The following is a 15,153-nucleotide window of genomic DNA, read 5'->3' as shown; positions in this document are numbered from 1 at the left end:
ACCGCGTGCGCCGGTCAGTGACCGCGACGGTGGCCGGGGCCGTCGTGGTCGTGGATCGTGTTGGTCGCGGCGATCTTCTTCCAGGACTTCGGCTGGGCCGGCTTCGCCGCCGTCTGCGAGCGCGCGATCCGCGCGCCCGCCGCGGCCGGCGCCGCCGGCTTCGACGGCTGGTACAGCCAGGTGTCGAACAGCCCGGCCAGCGGCTTGCCCGAGACGCGCTCCGCGTACTTCACGAAGTCGCCCACCTTGGCGTTGCCGTACGCGTACGCGGTGGGCCAGCCCTTCAGGATGGCGAAGAAGTCCTCGTCGCCGATCTCGTTGCGCAGCGCCTGGAGAGCCAGCGCGCCCCGGTCGTACACGGCCAGGTCGAACTGGTGGTCAGGGCCCGGGTCGCCCGGCTTGACCGTCCAGAACGGGTCGTCGGCCGGGTGCTGCGCGTACACGTAGTCCGCCAGCTCCTGCGCCGTGCCCTCGCCCTCCTTCTCCGACCACAGCCACTGGCTGTAGCGGGCGAACCCCTCGTTGACCCAGATGTCCTTCCAGCCGTCGACGGACACGCTGTCGCCGTACCACTGGTGGGCCAGCTCGTGCACGACCACCGACACGTTCGCCCCGTTGGCGAACTGGCGGGGGCTGTAGAACGGTCGCGTCTGCGTCTCCAGCGCGTAACCGCTGGTCACGTTGGGAACGTACCCGCCGAGGGCGTTGAAGGGGTACGGCCCGAAGACCTCCTCCAGCCACTCCGCGACCTCGGCCGTGCGCTCGATGCTGGCCCGCGCCGCGCCCGCGTTGTCGCCCAGGTCCCTGCTGTACGCGTTGAGGACGGGTAGGCCCTTGTCGGTCTTGTCCGTGGTGATGTCGAACTTGCCGACCGCCAGGGTGGCGAGGTAGCTCGCCTGCGGCTTGTTGGAGCGCCAGTTGTACCGCGTCCAGCCGAGCCGCGAGGACTGCGACTGGAGCACGCCGTTGCTGATGGCCTGCGTCCCGTCCGGCACGGAGACCGAGACGTCGTACGTCGCCTTGTCCAGCGGGTGGTCGTTCGACGGGAACCACCACACGGCCGAGTCCGGCTCCTGCGCCGCCACACCGCCGTCGGGGGTGCGGTGCCAGGCGGTCCAGCCGCCGATCTTCAGCTCGGACGGCTTGCCCGCGTACCGGACGACCACCGATATCGCGCGGTTCTTCGCCAGCGGCGCCGCCGGCGTGATCTCCAGCTCGTGGTCGCCGGTGGCCTTGAAGCGCGCCTTCTTGCCGTTGACCCGCACCTCGCCGGCGGTGAGGCCGAGGTCGAGGTTGAAGCGGGACAGGTCCTGCGTGGTGGTGGCGACGATGGTCGCCGTACCCTCCAGCAGGTCCGTCTTCGGCTGGTACTTCAGGCGCAGGTCGTAGTGCGACACGTCGTAGCCGCCGTTGCCGCTGGCCGGGTAGTAGGGGTCGCCGATACCCGGGGCGCCCGGGCTGTAGTCGGCCGCCGATGCCGGGATCGCCAGCAACAGCGAGGCCGCGAGTGCGCTCGGGACGATCAGTCTGCGGTGCACGTCAAGCTCTCCAAGTCGTATGGACGGAAGATCTCTTGAAGGCTATTCAGCCCCTCGCGGATCAGTCATGTCCATGGCCCCATCCGTCACGCGATCGCCATTCGGCCGACATGAACCCCCCTCGTACCCACCGCCCCCTGTGCCCCTTGTGTCCCCCTTCCTCCCCGTAGCGCCCCCTGTCCTGAGGCAGTTGGCCCCGTGTACCTTCCGCCCATGCCGATACGTGCGCGGAGAACGCCCATGACGAGCGGAGTCCTGGCGATGGCGGCCACCGCCGCCCTGATGGCCGGGGCGGCACCCCCCGTGAGCGCCCGGCCCGTCCCCACGACCACCCGGGACGCGCCCGTCCAGGACGGGACCCCCGAAGACGCGTCCGGGGCCGCGTCCGCACGGGGCGCGTCCCTTCGCCACCCGCCCGTGCGGGAGTCGCGCCCCGTCCACTCGTACGCCGACGCGATCCGTGAGTCCGTCTGGGTCGACACCGGCCTCGACGGCGACCGGGACGGCAGGGCCGACCGCGTGGCCGTCGACATCATCAGGCCCCGCGAGGCCGCCCGCCAGGGCCGCAAGGTCCCCGTCATCATGGACGCCAGCCCCTACTACGCCTGCTGCGGGCGCGGCAACGAGAGCCAGAAGAAGACGTACGACGCCAAGGGCGCCCCAGTGCGGTTCCCGCTGTACTACGACAACTACTTCGTCCCGCGCGGCTACGCCTTCGCCGCCGTCGATCTGGCCGGAACCAACCGCTCGGACGGCTGCGACGACGTCGGAGGCCGTTCCGACATCCGGTCCGCCAAGGCCGTCGTCGACTGGCTGAACGGACGCGGCCGGGGCTACACCACCCGCACCGGCACCGACCGGGCCCGTGCCACCGGCTGGTCCACCGGCGACACCGGGATGATCGGCAAGAGCTGGGACGGCACCATCGCCAACGGCGTCGCCGCCACCGGCGTCGAGGGCCTGAAGACCATCGTCCCGATCGGCGCCATCTCCTCCTGGTACGACTACTACTTCGCCAAGGGCGCCCCGCTGTACGACTCCGGTCCCGACTGGCTCTCCCAGTACGTCAACAGCCCCGAGGCCCGCACCCGCTGCGCCCACGTCCAGCAGCGCCTGGTCGACGGCGCCCCGCGCACCGGTGACCGGACCCCGCTGTGGGACGCGCGCGACCACGTCAAGGACGCGCACAAGGTGAAGGCCAGCGTGTTCGTCGTCCACGGGCAGCAGGACCTCAACGTCCGCGCCAAGCACTTCGGCCAGTGGTGGGACGCGCTCGCCGAGCACGGCGTCGAGCGCAAGATCTGGCTCTCGCAGACCGGCCACGTCGACCCCTTCGACTTCCGCCGGGCCGACTGGGTCCGCACCCTGCACCGCTGGTTCGACCACCACCTGCTCGGCTACGACAACGGCATCGACCGCGAGCCGATGGCCGACATCGAGCGCGCCCCCGACCAGTGGTCCACCGACCGCGTCTGGCCGCCGCGGGCCACCGCCGGAACCACGCTCCGCCCCGGCACGGGCGCCGCGCCCGGCGTCGGCACCCTCGGCGTCACCCGGGCCCGGCCCGGCGCGACCGAGACGTTCCGGGACGACCCGGCGCTCGGCGAACTCGACTGGGCGGCCCACATCGACGCGCCCACCCCGGCCAAGGCGGGCTTCGTCACCCGCCCGCTCACCCGCGACCTGCGGCTCTCCGGCTCCTCCACGGTCACCGTGACCGCCACCCCGGACACCACCAGCGCCCACCTCTCCGCCGTACTGGTCGACCTCGGACCCGCCACCATCCGCGACTACGGGGCGGCCGGCGAAGGCATCACCACCCTCCCCGAACGCACCTGCTGGGGCGCGAGCACGGCCGGGGACAGCGCCTGCTACAAGGAGACCCGGGCGAAGACCGCCGACGTCGGCTTCACCGTCGTCAGCAGGGGCTGGGCCGACCTCGGCAACTGGGCCGACGAGGACCGGGGCCGTCCCCTCACCCCCGGCAAGGCCCACACCATCACCCTCGACCTGGCCGCCGCCGACCACGTCGTCCCGGCCGACCACCGGCTCGCCCTCGTCATCGGCGGCACCGACCGGGACCTGATCGACCCCCCGTCGACGCGGCCCACGCTCACCCTGGACCTGACCCGCGCCTCCGCCCGGCTGCCCCTTGTCGGCGGCGCCCCCGCCTTCGTCCGCGCCACCTCCGGCCCCGCGCACCCCACCACCTCCGGCTCCGCGCGCCCGGCAGCCCCGAGCACCGCGCCCCTCGCCGGAGTCACCGATCCCCGCCCGGCCCCGCCGATCCCCGGAGGCAGCACCCGATGACGCCGCGCGCCCGACGTGCCCGCGCCCTGGCCGTGACCGTCACCGCCACCGCGCTCGCCCTGCCGCTGATCAACGCCTCCGCCCAGGCGTCACCCGCCCCACCCGCCTCACCACCCCGCACCGGCTTCGAGAGCAGCGCCGGGGCCCGCTGGACCGGCCAGGACGAGGAGCGGCGCTTCCTCACCGCCGTGGACCGGGCGAGCGACCGGGTCTCCATGACCCGGATCGGCACCACCCGCCAGGGCCGCCCGCTCCAGCTCGTGCGCGTGTCCACGGCTCCGGGCACCGCGCCGGGCACCACCACCGTGCTCCTCATCTGCAGCCAGCACGGCGACGAACCGTCCGGCCGGGAGGCCTGTCTGACCACGGTCCGCGACCTGGCGTACGCCAAGGACCGCGCGACCCTCCGCTTCCTGGCCCGCACGACCGTGCTGGTCGTGCCGACCGCCAACCCCGACGGCCGCGCGGCGGACACCAGGGGCAACGCCGACGGCGTCGACGTCAACCGCGACCACCTCGCCCTCGCGACCGCCGAGGCCCGCGCCCTGGCCGCCGTCCTCCGCGACCACCGGCCGGACGTCGTGTACGACCTGCACGAGTACGGCGCCACCCCGCCGTACTACGACAAGGACCTGCTCGCGCTCTGGCCCCGCAATCCCAACACCGACGCGCGCGTCCACGACGAGGCGCACACCCTCTCCGAGTCGTACGTCCGTCCCGCGGCCGAACGGGCCGGGTTCGACAGCGGCGTCTACGGCATCTGGACCGATCCGGTCACCGGAGAGCCCGTCAAGCAGGTGGCGGGGGACGGCCAGGAGCGCATCCTGCGCAACACGGCGGGCCTCAAGCACGCCGTCGGCCTGCTCGTCGAGACCCGCGTCGACCCCCTCACCCCCGAGGAGAGGAATGACCCGGCCCTCAACAACCGGCGGCGGGTGAACAGCCAGCTCGCCGCCCTCGACGGCCTCTTCGGCCATGTCGGTGACCGACGCGCCGCCATCGGGGCCGCCACCACCACGGCCCGGCTCGCCGGCCTGCGCGACCGGGGCCCGATCCACCTGGGCGGCGCCGACAACGATCCGCCGGAGCCCGCCGAGACGCTCCAGGACCCGCCCTGCGGCTACCGCCTCGACCCCGCCCAGTACGCCGGCGTCAAGGACGAGCTGGCGCTGCACGGGGTCGCCGTCCGGGCGGACGGCGACGGCGGTGACGGCGTCCTCGTACCGCTGCGCCAGTCGCGGCGGGCCCTCGTCCCGCTGCTTCTCGACACCCGCGCGGCCTATCACCTCGCAGAAGGGCGGCCGGTGGCCGCCTGTTGATCCCGGGACAGGTGTGCGCGACGTGGTAGGGGGTATCAAGAGCCAAATCCGGCCATGATCGCGAAAGGTGCCGCCTGTGTCTCAGGAGCAACGTAAACCGGGGCAGAGGATGAGGCTGCCGGTGAAGGCCGCCCTGCCCGGCCGTCACCCGCACGAGGACAAGGCACCCGTCACCGACCGGGTGGTCTTCGGGGTGACGGCCGTGCTCACCCTGGCCTTCGTGGTCTGGGGCGCCACCGCGACCAAGTCGCTGGAGAGCGTCTCCGACGCCATGCTGGGCGGCCTGATGCACAACGGCGGCTGGGCGTTCGTCCTGGCCGCCTCGGGCTTCGTCGTCTTCGCGCTCTGGCTCGCCGTCAGCCGGTACGGCCGGATCGAGCTGGGCCAGGAGCACGAGGAGCCCGAGTTCAGCACGGTCTCCTGGGTCGCCATGATGTTCAGCGCCGGCATGGGCATCGGCCTGATGTTCTACGGCGTCAGCGAACCCCTCGCCCACTACACCACCCCGCCGCCCGGCACCGACCCCGCCGACTCGGCGGACGCCATGCAGACGGCCCTCGCCACCACCCTCTTCCACTGGACCCTGCACCCCTGGGCCATCTACGCCGTGGTCGGTCTGGCCATCGCGTACAGCACCTTCCGGCGCCGCAGGCGGCAGACGATCAGCGCCGTCTTCGTCCCGCTCATCGGCCGCAAGCGCGCCGAGGGCGCCCCCGGCCGCGTGATCGACATCCTGGCGATCTTCGCCACGCTCTTCGGTTCCGCCACCTCCCTCGGGCTCGGCGCGCTGCAGATCGGCAGCGGAATGCACGAGGTGGGGTGGCTGGACAAGGCCGGAACCGGACTGCTGGTCGCGATCATCGGCGTACTGACGGCCTGCTTCATCTTCTCCGCCGTGTCGGGCGTGGAGAAGGGCATCCAGTGGCTGTCCAACACCAACATGGTGCTGGCCGTCGTGCTCGCCGTCTTCCTCTTCGTCGTCGGGCCCACCATCCTGGTCCTCGACCTGATCCCCACCTCCCTCGCCGCGTACCTCGACCAGCTGCCGCAGCTGGCCGGCCGCACCGAGGCGGCCACCGGCGGCGGCGACGTCGCCGACTGGCTGAGCAGCTGGACGGTCTTCTACTGGGCCTGGTGGATCTCCTGGACGCCGTTCGTCGGGATGTTCATCGCCCGCATCAGCCGGGGCCGGACGATCCGGCAGTTCATCGGCGGCGTCATCCTGGTCCCCAGCACCGTGAGCCTCGTCTGGTTCGCCGTCTTCGGCGGTACGGCGATGCACCTGAAGGAGCGCGGCGACCTCGGGGCCGCGACCACCCCCGAGGCCCAGCTCTTCGGCGTGCTCCAGGAGTTCCCGATCGCGGGTGTGATGAGCCTGCTGGTGATGATCCTCGTCGGCATCTTCTTCATCTCCGGCGCGGACGCCGCCTCGATCGTGATGGGCACCCTCTCCCAGAGGGGCACCTTCGAGCCCGCCCGCTTCGTCGTCGTCTTCTGGGGCGTGGTGACCGGCGGCGTGGCGGCCGTGATGCTGCTCGTCGGCGAGGGCAAGGGCGACGCGCTCGCGGGCCTGCAGCACCTCACGATCCTGGTCGCCGCGCCGTTCGTGCTGGTCATGATCGGCATGTGCTGGGCCCTCATGCGCGACCTGCGCCAGGACCCGCTGATCGTCCGTGGCGAACTCGCGGAGGAGGCCGTGGAGGAGGCCGTCATCGCCGGCCACGAGAAGTACGCCGGCGACTTCGAGATCCGCATCGGCCCCAGCCAGGACGAGCCCCCCCGGCGGGAACCCGGCACGAGCCCGGAGGACCGCCGGAACCCGTGACCGGGCCCCGGGCCCAGGGCCGCGCGGACCCGGGACCGCCCCCCTCGCCCCGCCCTCGCCCCGAGAGGCGCGTACCGGGCGGGGCGGGGTGGTTCGATACGGCCGATTCACGTCGTGGGCGCTCCATCGGAGAGGATGGCGCCATGACCGAGATCCTCACCCCCCGCCTCCTCCTGCGCCGCTGGGTCGACGACGACCTCGTCCCCATGGCCGACATCGACGCGGACCCGGAGGTCATGCGCTGGATCGGCGACGGGTCCGTCCGGGACCTGGAGGGGACCGCCGAGGACATCGAACGGTGGGAGGAGGAGTGGGACGAGGAGGGCTTCGGGCTCTTCGCCGTCGAGCTCCTCGCCTCGGGCGAGCTGATCGGCTGCGCCGGCCTGTCCGTGCCCGAGTACCTGCCCGAGGTGATGCCGGCCGTCGAGATCGTCTTCCGCCTCGGCCGCTCGTTCCAGGGCCAGGGGTACGCCTCAGAGGCCGCGCACGCCGTGCTGGAGTTCGCGCTCCAGGACCGGGGCCTCGACCGGGTCGTGGGCATCGCCCGGCTCGGTGACGACGCCGCCGAGAACGTCCTGCGCAAGCTGGGCATGGCGCCGGAGCGCGAGACGACGCACCCCGTGCACGGCGTTCCGCTGCAGGTCCACGCCATCGACCTCACCGAGTACCAGGGCTGAGCCGCTTCGCCCACCGCACCGTCACCCCCCGGAAGTACGCAGCGGTGGGCGGCCGGGCGGTGGGGGCCCGGGCCGGGGGCGCGCCCTCTCGAAGCCCGCCGGGGCGCCCTGGCCTAGGATCGGCCATCTGATGACTGCAACCCTCGTCGCCAAGGACCTTGCCGCCGGCCACGGCGAACGCTCCCTCTTCTCGGGCCTGGACCTCGTCGTCGCGCCCGGTGACGTGATCGGCCTCGTCGGCGTGAACGGCGCCGGCAAGTCGACCCTGCTGCGGCTCCTCGCCGGGCTCGACACCCCCGAGCAGGGTGGGCTGCGCCTGTCGCCGCCCACCGCCACCGTCGGCCACCTCCCGCAGGAGCCGGACCGCCGCGAGGGGGAGACCGTGCGCGGCTTCCTCGCCCGCCGCACCGGTGTCGCCGCCGCCCAGGACGCCATGGACACCGCCGCCCAGGGCCTGGTCGACGGCACGCCCGGCGCCGACGACGCGTACGCCACCGCCCTGGACCGCTGGCTGAACCTCGGCGGCGCCGACCTCGACGAGCGTGCCGAGGAGGTCGCCGGCTCCCTCGGCCTGACCGTCGGGCTCGACCGGCCCATGACGTCCCTGTCCGGCGGCCAGGCCGCCCGCGCGGGCCTGGCGTCGCTGCTCCTGTCCCGTTACGACGTGTTCCTGCTCGACGAGCCGACGAACGACCTGGACCTGGACGGTCTGGAGCGTCTGGAACGCTTCGTCCAGGGGCTGCGCGCCGGGACGGTCGTCATCAGCCACGACCGCGAGTTCCTCGCCCGCACCGTCACCAAGGTCCTCGAACTGGACCTGGCGCAGCAGCAGGTGCGGCTCTTCGGCGGCGGCTACGAGGCGTACCTGGAGGAGCGCGAGACGGCCCGCCGGCACGCCCGCGAGGAGTTCGAGGAGTACGCCGACAAGAGGTCCGCCCTTGAGGGCCGCGCCCAGATGCAGCGCTCCTGGATGGACAAGGGCGTCAAGAACGCCCGCCGCAAGGCGGGCAACGACAACGACAAGCTCGGCCGCAAGTTCCGCAGCGAGGCGAGCGAGAAGCAGGCGGCCAAGGCCCGCCAGACCCAGCGCATGATCGAGCGGCTGGACGTCGTCGACGAGCCCCGCAAGGAGTGGGAGCTGCGGATGGAGATCGCCGCCGCGCCCCGCTCCGGCGCGGTGGTGGCGACCCTGCGCGACGCCGAGGCCGTCCGCGGCGACTTCCGCTTCGGCCCCGTCTCGCTCCGGATCGACTGGGCCGACCGCGTCGCCATCACCGGCGCCAACGGCGCGGGCAAGTCCACCCTGCTCGCCGCGCTCCTCGGCCGCCTCCCGCTGGACGCGGGCCACGCCTCGCTCGGCTCGGGCGTGGTCGTCGGGGAGGTGGACCAGGCCCGGAAGCTGTTCCACGGCCAGGAGTCCCTGCTGGACGCCTTCTGCGCCGCGGTCCCCGACACCGAGCCGGCCGACGTCCGCACCCTGCTCGCGAAGTTCGGCCTCAAGGCCCACCACGTGACGCGCTCCGCGACCTCCCTGTCGCCGGGCGAGCGCACCCGCGCCGCTCTCGCCCTGCTCCAGGGCCGGGGTGTGAACCTCCTGGTCCTGGACGAGCCGACCAACCACCTGGACCTGCCGGCCATCGAGCAGCTCGAGTCGGCCCTCGACACGTACACCGGCACGCTGCTGCTGGTCACCCACGACCGGCGCATGCTCGACGCGGTCCGCACCACCCGCCGCGTCGAGGTCGCCGGGGGCAGGGTCACCGAGACGGCCGTCGGCGCGTGAACGCGGGTGGGCCCCGCGAAGGGTCTTCGCGGGGCCCACGGCACGGATCAGCGAGGCGCCGGGGGCGCCGTCACTTGTAGGTGATGTCGGACGCCTTGTACAGGCAGTGCTTGCCGTCGGGGCCGTTGCCGAGCTCCTTGGGCTCCTTACCGGTGTTGTTGCCCTGGAACCTGGTGCACACCTTCATCTTCTTCTTGGTGTCGCCGGTGATGCGCACCTTCGTCAGGGTCGCGGTGTCACCGTAGTTCTCGTTGATGCCGACGATGGACTTGCCGGGCGCGGTGATGTCCACGTCGCTGATGACGACGGTGCGCTTGTACTGCTTGCCGCAGTTGCCGCAGGTGCGGACGAGCTTGCCGAAGTCCGAGACCTGGAAACCGGTCACGGTCAGCTTGCCGGCGCCGTTGAACTGAAGCACCTTGTCGGACGCCTTGCGGGCGCCGCCGCCCTTGACGGTGTACGTGGCCGACGGCGACGTGCCCTTGAAGGTCGCGGCGTCCTCGCCGACGTCCTCCCACCAGACGTTCTCCAGGGTGCACGTGCCCGCGCAGTGCACACCGTCGGCGGCCGGGGAGCCGAGGATGACGTTCTTCAGGACGGCGCCGTCCTTCAGCTTGAACAGCGGGTCCTGGTTCTCGTCCTGGCCGTCGCCGCCCAGCTTGCCGCTGCCGACGTAGCGCTGCATCGCGCCGTCGTGGACGCCCGAGACCTCGATGGTCCTGGGGACGGGCACCGGCTTGCCCTGCGCGGTGGGCCAGGCGCCGGCGGCACCGGCCGGAGCGAGCAGGCCGGTGCCGAGGAGGGCGCCGCCGGTCAGGGCCAGGGCGGCGGCGGAACCGATGACGGCCCGCTTCGTGGTGACCTTGCGGCGGTGCCGTGCCGGCCGTTGTGTGGGGGTACTCACGTAGGTGGTTCCTTCTCAGGGGGATGTCTTGCACCCTCCAGTCGCCGCCCGCCCGGCGGAGGTTGCCGCCCGTGCGTTTTTTTCGCGCCCCTCCGACGGCGCCTCCCGCACGTGCCGGCCTCCCGCGCGCCCGTCGTACGACGCGACGGTCCGGTCCCCGGCTTTCCCGGGGGCCGGACCGTCGCGTCATGTCAGGTCACCGGCCGTCAGCGGCCGCGGCGGGAGTTCCCCTCACCGCCGCCCAGCAAACCAGCCTTGCGCAGGGCGTCCGCCATGGCGCTGTTGGCGGGTGCGGTCGCCGGGGAGGGACGCCCCGCGCCCCTCCCGCCACCGCCGGAACCGCCGCCGGAACCGGCGCCGCGCCGCTCGCCCCGGTCACCGGCGCCCCCGCTGCCCTGCCGCTGCCGGGGCGGCCGGCCGCCCCGCTCACGCTTCGGCGCACCGGTACCGGCGCCATCTCCGGCACGGGCACCCGACCCGGCACCGGAGTCCGCGGCGTCGTCCAGCCGCAGCGTCAGCGAGATCCGCTTGCGCGGGATGTCGATGTCCAGCACCTTGACCCGCACCACGTCACCCGGCTTCACCACCTCGCGCGGGTCCTTCACGAAGTTCCGGGACATGGCCGACACATGGACGAGCCCGTCCTGGTGCACACCGACGTCCACGAAGGCACCGAAGGCGGCCACATTGGTCACCACGCCCTCCAGCACCATCCCGGCCTCCAGGTCGCCGATCTTCTCGACGCCCTCCTTGAAGGTGGCCGTCCTGAACGCCGGCCGGGGGTCGCGCCCCGGCTTCTCCAGCTCGCGCAGAATGTCGGTGACCGTCGGCAGACCGAAGGTCTCGTCCACGAAGTCGTCCGGCCGCAGCGACCGCAGCACCGGCGTGTTGCCGATCAGCGACGCGACCTCGCCGCCCGTCGTCTTCACCATCCGCCGCACCACCGGGTACGCCTCGGGGTGCACGCTCGACGCGTCCAGCGGGTCGTCGCCGCCCCGGATCCGCAGGAAGCCCGCGCACTGCTCGTACGCCTTCGGGCCCAGCCGCGCCACGTCCTTGAGCGCCCTGCGCGACCGGAAGGGGCCGTTGGCGTCCCGGTGCGCCACGATGTTCTCGGCGAGACCCGCCCCGATCCCGGACACCCGCGAGAGCAGCGGCGCCGAGGCGGTGTTGACGTCGACGCCGACACCGTTCACACAGTCCTCGACCACCGCGTCCAGCGACCGGGACAGCTTCACCTCGGACAGGTCGTGCTGGTACTGCCCGACACCGATCGACTTCGGGTCGATCTTCACCAGCTCGGCCAGCGGGTCCTGGAGCCGGCGCGCGATCGAGACGGCGCCGCGCAGCGACACGTCCAGGTCCGGCAGCTCCTGCGAGGCGAACGCGGAAGCCGAGTACACCGAAGCGCCCGCCTCCGACACCATCACCTTGGTGAGGCCGAGCTCCGGGTGCCTGGCGATCAGCTCGCCCGCCAGCTTGTCGGTCTCCCGCGACGCCGTGCCGTTGCCGATGGCGACCAGCTCGACCGCGTGCTCCTCGGCGAGCCGCGCCAGGGTGGCCAGCGACTGGTCCCACTTGTTCGCCGGTACGTGCGGGTGGATGGTGTCGGTGGCGACGACCTTGCCGGTCGCGTCGACGACGGCGACCTTCACACCGGTTCGGTAACCGGGGTCGAGCCCGAGCGTCGCGCGCGTTCCGGCGGGCGCCGCGAGCAGGAGGTCGCGCAGGTTCGCCGCGAAGACGCGTACCGCCTCGTCCTCCGCCGCGGTCCGCAGCCGCAGCCGCAGGTCGATGCCGAGGTGGACCAGGATCCGGGTGCGCCACGCCCAGCGGACGGTCTCGCCCAGCCATTTGTCACCGGGCCGGCCCTGCTGGGAGATCCCGAACCGGGAGGCGACGATCCCCTCGTACGACGAAGGGCCCTCGACCGGCTCCTCCGGCTCCAGGACCAGGTCGAGCACCTCCTCCTTCTCGCCGCGCAGCATCGCCAGCACGCGGTGCGAGGGAAGCTGGGTGAAGGGCTCGGCGAAGTCGAAGTAGTCGGCGAACTTCGCGCCCGGCCCCTCCTTGGCGTCGCCCTTGCCCTCCCGCACCTTGGAGACCAGCCGCCCGCGCGTCCACATCCGCTCCCGCAGCTCGCCGATCAGGTCGGCGTCCTCCGCGAACCGTTCGGTGAGGATGGCGCGGGCGCCGTCCAGCGCGGCGGCCGGGTCCGCGACGCCCTTGCCGGCGTCGACGAACGCCGCCGCGGCGGCGAGCGGCTCCACCGACGGGTCGGCCAGCAGTCCGTCGGCCAGCGGCTCCAGCCCGGCCTCCCGGGCGATCTGCGCCTTGGTGCGCCGCTTGGGCTTGAAGGGCAGGTAGATGTCCTCCAGCCGGGCCTTGGTGTCGGCGGCGAGGATCCGCGCCCGCAGCTCCTCGGTGAGCTTGCCCTGTTCGCGTACCGAGTCGAGGATGGCGGCCCGCCGGTCCTCCAGCTCCCGCAGGTACCGCAGCCGCTCCTCGAGCGTGCGCAGCTGCGCGTCGTCGAGCATCTCGGTCGCTTCCTTGCGGTAGCGCGCGATGAACGGCACGGTCGACCCGCCGTCGAGCAGCTCGACGGCCGCCTTCACCTGCCGCTCACGTACGCCGAGCTCCTCGGCGATCCTGCCTTCGATGGACGTCGTCACGGTGTCCCGACTCGCCTTCTCGTGCCTGCCAGCTTGAGGTTGCATTCTGCCGGGTCACCGTGCGGCGCGTCCGTCTGCCCCGGCGTCAGGCGCGGCGCGCCCGCCCGCCGCCGCGCGAGGCTCCGCCGAACAGCCGCGCCAGCAGCCGGAACGGCAGGGTGACGACGGTGGCGACGGCCGAGCCGATCATGCGGAAGAAGTCGGCGATGGTACGCACGGGGCACCTCCAAGTGCTCTCGGTTGCCCCGTGCGGGTTGCCGCCGCCCCTCCGCCGAAACGTCACCGCCCGCCGGGAGCCGCCCGGTAGGGGCTTCCTCGCTCCCCGGCCGTACTTTCCCCGTCCCCGGCCCGGCCCGGTAACGCGCCCCCCGTCCCGCCGGGCCCGGTACGGGACGGTGTCAGCCCTTGCCGGCCAGGTCCTGCGGGAACGCCCCCGCCGCCACGGCCGCGCCGAGGAAGCCCCGGCCCAGCTCGGTGAGGCGTTCGACGTCCGCCGCGCCGAGGTGCTCGTACGGAGCGGCGTCCAGGCGGTCCGTGTGCTCCTCCAGCTCGGCGCGCAGGGCGGAGCCCGCGCTCGTCAGCTCGTCCCGCTCGTCCAGCAGGCCCCGGCCGCGCAGCCGTTCGGCCGCCGCGTCCCAGTCGGCGCGCCGCCAGCCGCGGGTGGCGAGGATCCAGCGGGGCGCCATGCCCTTGCCGGTCGCGGTGTGACTGACGAGGGCCTCCAGCGGGTCGAGCCCGGCGGACAGCAGCGCGACCAGGTGGGCGTCGCCGCGGTGCTCACGCAGCAGCGTCGCGGCGTGCCAGTACGCCAGGTGCGGCTCCTCGGGCACCGGGAGGTCGGCGTGGGCGGCGTACAGCGGCCGGGCGTGCCGGGTGCACGCCTCGGTGGCCCGCAGGGCGAGCCGGGCGGCCTCCGCCATGCCGTCCGACGCGACGGCCGCGTCGCCCAGCAGCCGCCGCAGGGTGGTGTCGGCCGCCCGCAGCCGGGCGGCGAGCACGGCCTCGGGGGAGGCGGTGTCCCAGACCGCCGGCAGGTGGCGGGCGACCAGCTCGTGGCTGAAGTTGTAGAAGGACGCCGTCACGGCCCCCGGCCCGACCGCGCCCATGGCGGCGGCGCGGCCGGCGAAGTACGCGGCGCTGGGGTCCGTCACCCCGAGGGCGGCGAGCTCCGCGGTGAAGTCCGGCGAGAAGTACACCGTCGAGTGCAGCGGGTTCAGGGCGTTGTGGCAGCGGCGTCCGGCGCGCGGCGGCAGAGTCGTCATACCGGCAGGCTACCGACTGGTTGGTACGCGAGAGGGGCGGGGTGCGGTCCGGTCCGGGGCGGCGGGCGCCGATGGCAGGAAAGGGGGGTTCTTCGTCATTGCGGCCATCGAGCCGCGCCCGAGGGATGAGGGGCATGACGCAGCGACCCGTACTCGTCGTCCTCTTCGACGGCGTGCAGAGCCTGGACGTCACCGGACCGGTGGAGGTGTTCGCGGGGGCCCACCAGGACGGCCGCCCCCGCCCCGTACCCGATCCGCACCGCCTCGCTCGACGGAGCGCCCGTCCGCACCGGAAGCGGCCTGCGGCTGGCCGCCGACGGTTCGCTGGCCGACGCCCCCCGCCCGCACACCCTGCTGGTCCCCGGCGGGGACGGCACCCGCGACCCCGATCCGCGCCTGGTCGGCTGGCTGCGCGTCCACGCCCCGCGCGCCGAGCGCCTGGTGTCGGTCTGCACCGGCGCGGTCCTGCTCGCCCGGGCCGGACTGCTGGACGGCCGGCGCGCCACGACCCACTGGCTCGCGATGGACGAGCTCAAGGAGCACGGAGCCGAACCGACGGGGGAGCGGGTCGTCCTCGACGGGAAGTACGTCACGGCCGCCGGCGTCTCGTCCGGCATCGACATGGGCCTGCACCTGGTCGGCCGGATCGCGGGCGACCGCCATGCCCAGACCGTGCAGCTCCTCACCGAGTACGACCCGCGGCCCCCGTACGACGCGGGCTCCCCGGACAAGGCCCCGGCCGAGATCGTCGCGTTCTGGCGCGCCGCGGCGAGCCGCCCGCCGGCCGCCGGCTGACCGGCCCGAGCCCCGCCCGGCCTCGGACCGCGCCGGACCCGTGGCCACGCCTGACCGGGCGGGGCCCG

At 73.3% G+C, this 15,153-nt stretch carries 11 protein-coding genes; 6 read left to right on the top strand and 5 right to left on the bottom strand.

Features of this window, described 5'->3' with window-relative positions; translation table 11 throughout:
• Window positions 1-14: 14 nt before the first annotated feature.
• Window positions 15-1,538: a M1 family metallopeptidase gene (locus IE109_RS03060; protein WP_189548879.1), complete on the bottom strand. Its 1,524-nt coding sequence runs from the start codon at window positions 1,536-1,538 to the stop codon at window positions 15-17.
• 213 nt (window positions 1,539-1,751) lie between these two features.
• On the opposite strand from IE109_RS03060, the gene IE109_RS03055 reads away from it, so the two are divergent.
• From IE109_RS03055 to IE109_RS03035, 5 genes are all read left to right on the top strand, one after another.
• On the top strand, window positions 1,752-3,848 hold the full coding sequence (locus tag IE109_RS03055; protein WP_373297617.1) for a Xaa-Pro dipeptidyl-peptidase: 2,097 nt from the start codon (window positions 1,752-1,754) through the stop codon (window positions 3,846-3,848).
• Window positions 3,845-5,167 carry a M14 family metallopeptidase gene (locus tag IE109_RS03050; RefSeq protein ID WP_189548878.1) on the top strand — a complete coding sequence of 441 codons (1,323 nt, stop codon included), beginning with the start codon at window positions 3,845-3,847 and terminating at the stop codon, window positions 5,165-5,167. Before IE109_RS03055 ends, IE109_RS03050 begins: the two co-directional genes overlap by 4 nt.
• 109 nt (window positions 5,168-5,276) lie before the next feature.
• Entirely contained in the window at window positions 5,277-6,992 is a 1,716-nt protein-coding gene (locus IE109_RS03045) for a BCCT family transporter (protein WP_189548877.1), read from the top strand.
• Window positions 6,993-7,135: 143 nt separating this feature from the next.
• Window positions 7,136-7,669 (top strand): GNAT family N-acetyltransferase, encoded by a 534-nt coding sequence (locus IE109_RS03040; protein WP_189548876.1) that lies wholly within the window; start codon window positions 7,136-7,138, stop codon window positions 7,667-7,669.
• 130 nt (window positions 7,670-7,799) lie between these two features.
• Window positions 7,800-9,452: an ABC-F family ATP-binding cassette domain-containing protein gene (locus IE109_RS03035; RefSeq protein WP_189548875.1), complete on the top strand. Its 1,653-nt coding sequence runs from the start codon at window positions 7,800-7,802 to the stop codon at window positions 9,450-9,452.
• A 70-nt stretch (window positions 9,453-9,522) separates the two neighbouring features.
• Here IE109_RS03035 and IE109_RS03030 read toward each other — a convergent pair whose 3' ends face one another.
• The 4 genes from IE109_RS03030 to IE109_RS03020 form a co-directional block, all read right to left on the bottom strand.
• Window positions 9,523-10,356, bottom strand: coding sequence for a pectate lyase (locus tag IE109_RS03030; RefSeq protein WP_189548874.1), 834 nt, complete (start codon window positions 10,354-10,356; stop codon window positions 9,523-9,525).
• Between the two features lie 206 nt (window positions 10,357-10,562).
• Complete coding sequence (locus IE109_RS03025; RefSeq protein ID WP_189548873.1) at window positions 10,563-13,028, bottom strand: Tex family protein; 2,466 nt, start codon at window positions 13,026-13,028, stop codon at window positions 10,563-10,565.
• A gap of 85 nt (window positions 13,029-13,113) precedes the next feature.
• The gene (locus IE109_RS33665; RefSeq protein WP_260604312.1) at window positions 13,114-13,245 is read right to left on the bottom strand and encodes an LPFR motif small protein; all 132 of its coding nucleotides are present in this window, start codon (window positions 13,243-13,245) and stop codon (window positions 13,114-13,116) included.
• Window positions 13,246-13,426: 181 nt separating this feature from the next.
• The gene (locus IE109_RS03020; RefSeq protein WP_189548872.1) at window positions 13,427-14,290 is read right to left on the bottom strand and encodes an SCO6745 family protein; all 864 of its coding nucleotides are present in this window, start codon (window positions 14,288-14,290) and stop codon (window positions 13,427-13,429) included.
• Between the two features lie 252 nt (window positions 14,291-14,542).
• On the opposite strand from IE109_RS03020, the gene IE109_RS03015 reads away from it, so the two are divergent.
• Entirely contained in the window at window positions 14,543-15,085 is a 543-nt protein-coding gene (locus tag IE109_RS03015) for a DJ-1/PfpI family protein (RefSeq protein WP_189549588.1), read from the top strand.
• Window positions 15,086-15,153: the final 68 nt, after the last annotated feature.

It is taken from the genome of Streptomyces lavendofoliae, assembly GCF_014649735.1.
GTDB classification, from domain to species: domain Bacteria; phylum Actinomycetota; class Actinomycetes; order Streptomycetales; family Streptomycetaceae; genus Streptomyces; species Streptomyces lavendofoliae.
The sequence above is the reverse complement of the archived record's forward strand: the minus strand, read 5'-3'. Positions and strand labels throughout refer to the sequence as shown.

What these genes read in the sequence shown, in the direction of transcription:
- IE109_RS03055 (WP_373297617.1), top strand. Translation starts at nt 1,752, where the DNA reads ATGCCGATACGTGCGCGGAGAACGCCCATGACGAGCGGAGTCCTGGCG.
- IE109_RS03050 (WP_189548878.1), top strand. Translation starts at nt 3,845, where the DNA reads ATGACGCCGCGCGCCCGACGTGCCCGCGCCCTGGCCGTGACCGTCACC.
- IE109_RS03045 (WP_189548877.1), top strand. Translation starts at nt 5,277, where the DNA reads ATGAGGCTGCCGGTGAAGGCCGCCCTGCCCGGCCGTCACCCGCACGAG.
- IE109_RS03040 (WP_189548876.1), top strand. Translation starts at nt 7,136, where the DNA reads ATGACCGAGATCCTCACCCCCCGCCTCCTCCTGCGCCGCTGGGTCGAC.
- IE109_RS03035 (WP_189548875.1), top strand. Translation starts at nt 7,800, where the DNA reads ATGACTGCAACCCTCGTCGCCAAGGACCTTGCCGCCGGCCACGGCGAA.
- IE109_RS03020 (WP_189548872.1), bottom strand. Translation starts at nt 14,290, where the DNA reads ATGACGACTCTGCCGCCGCGCGCCGGACGCCGCTGCCACAACGCCCTG.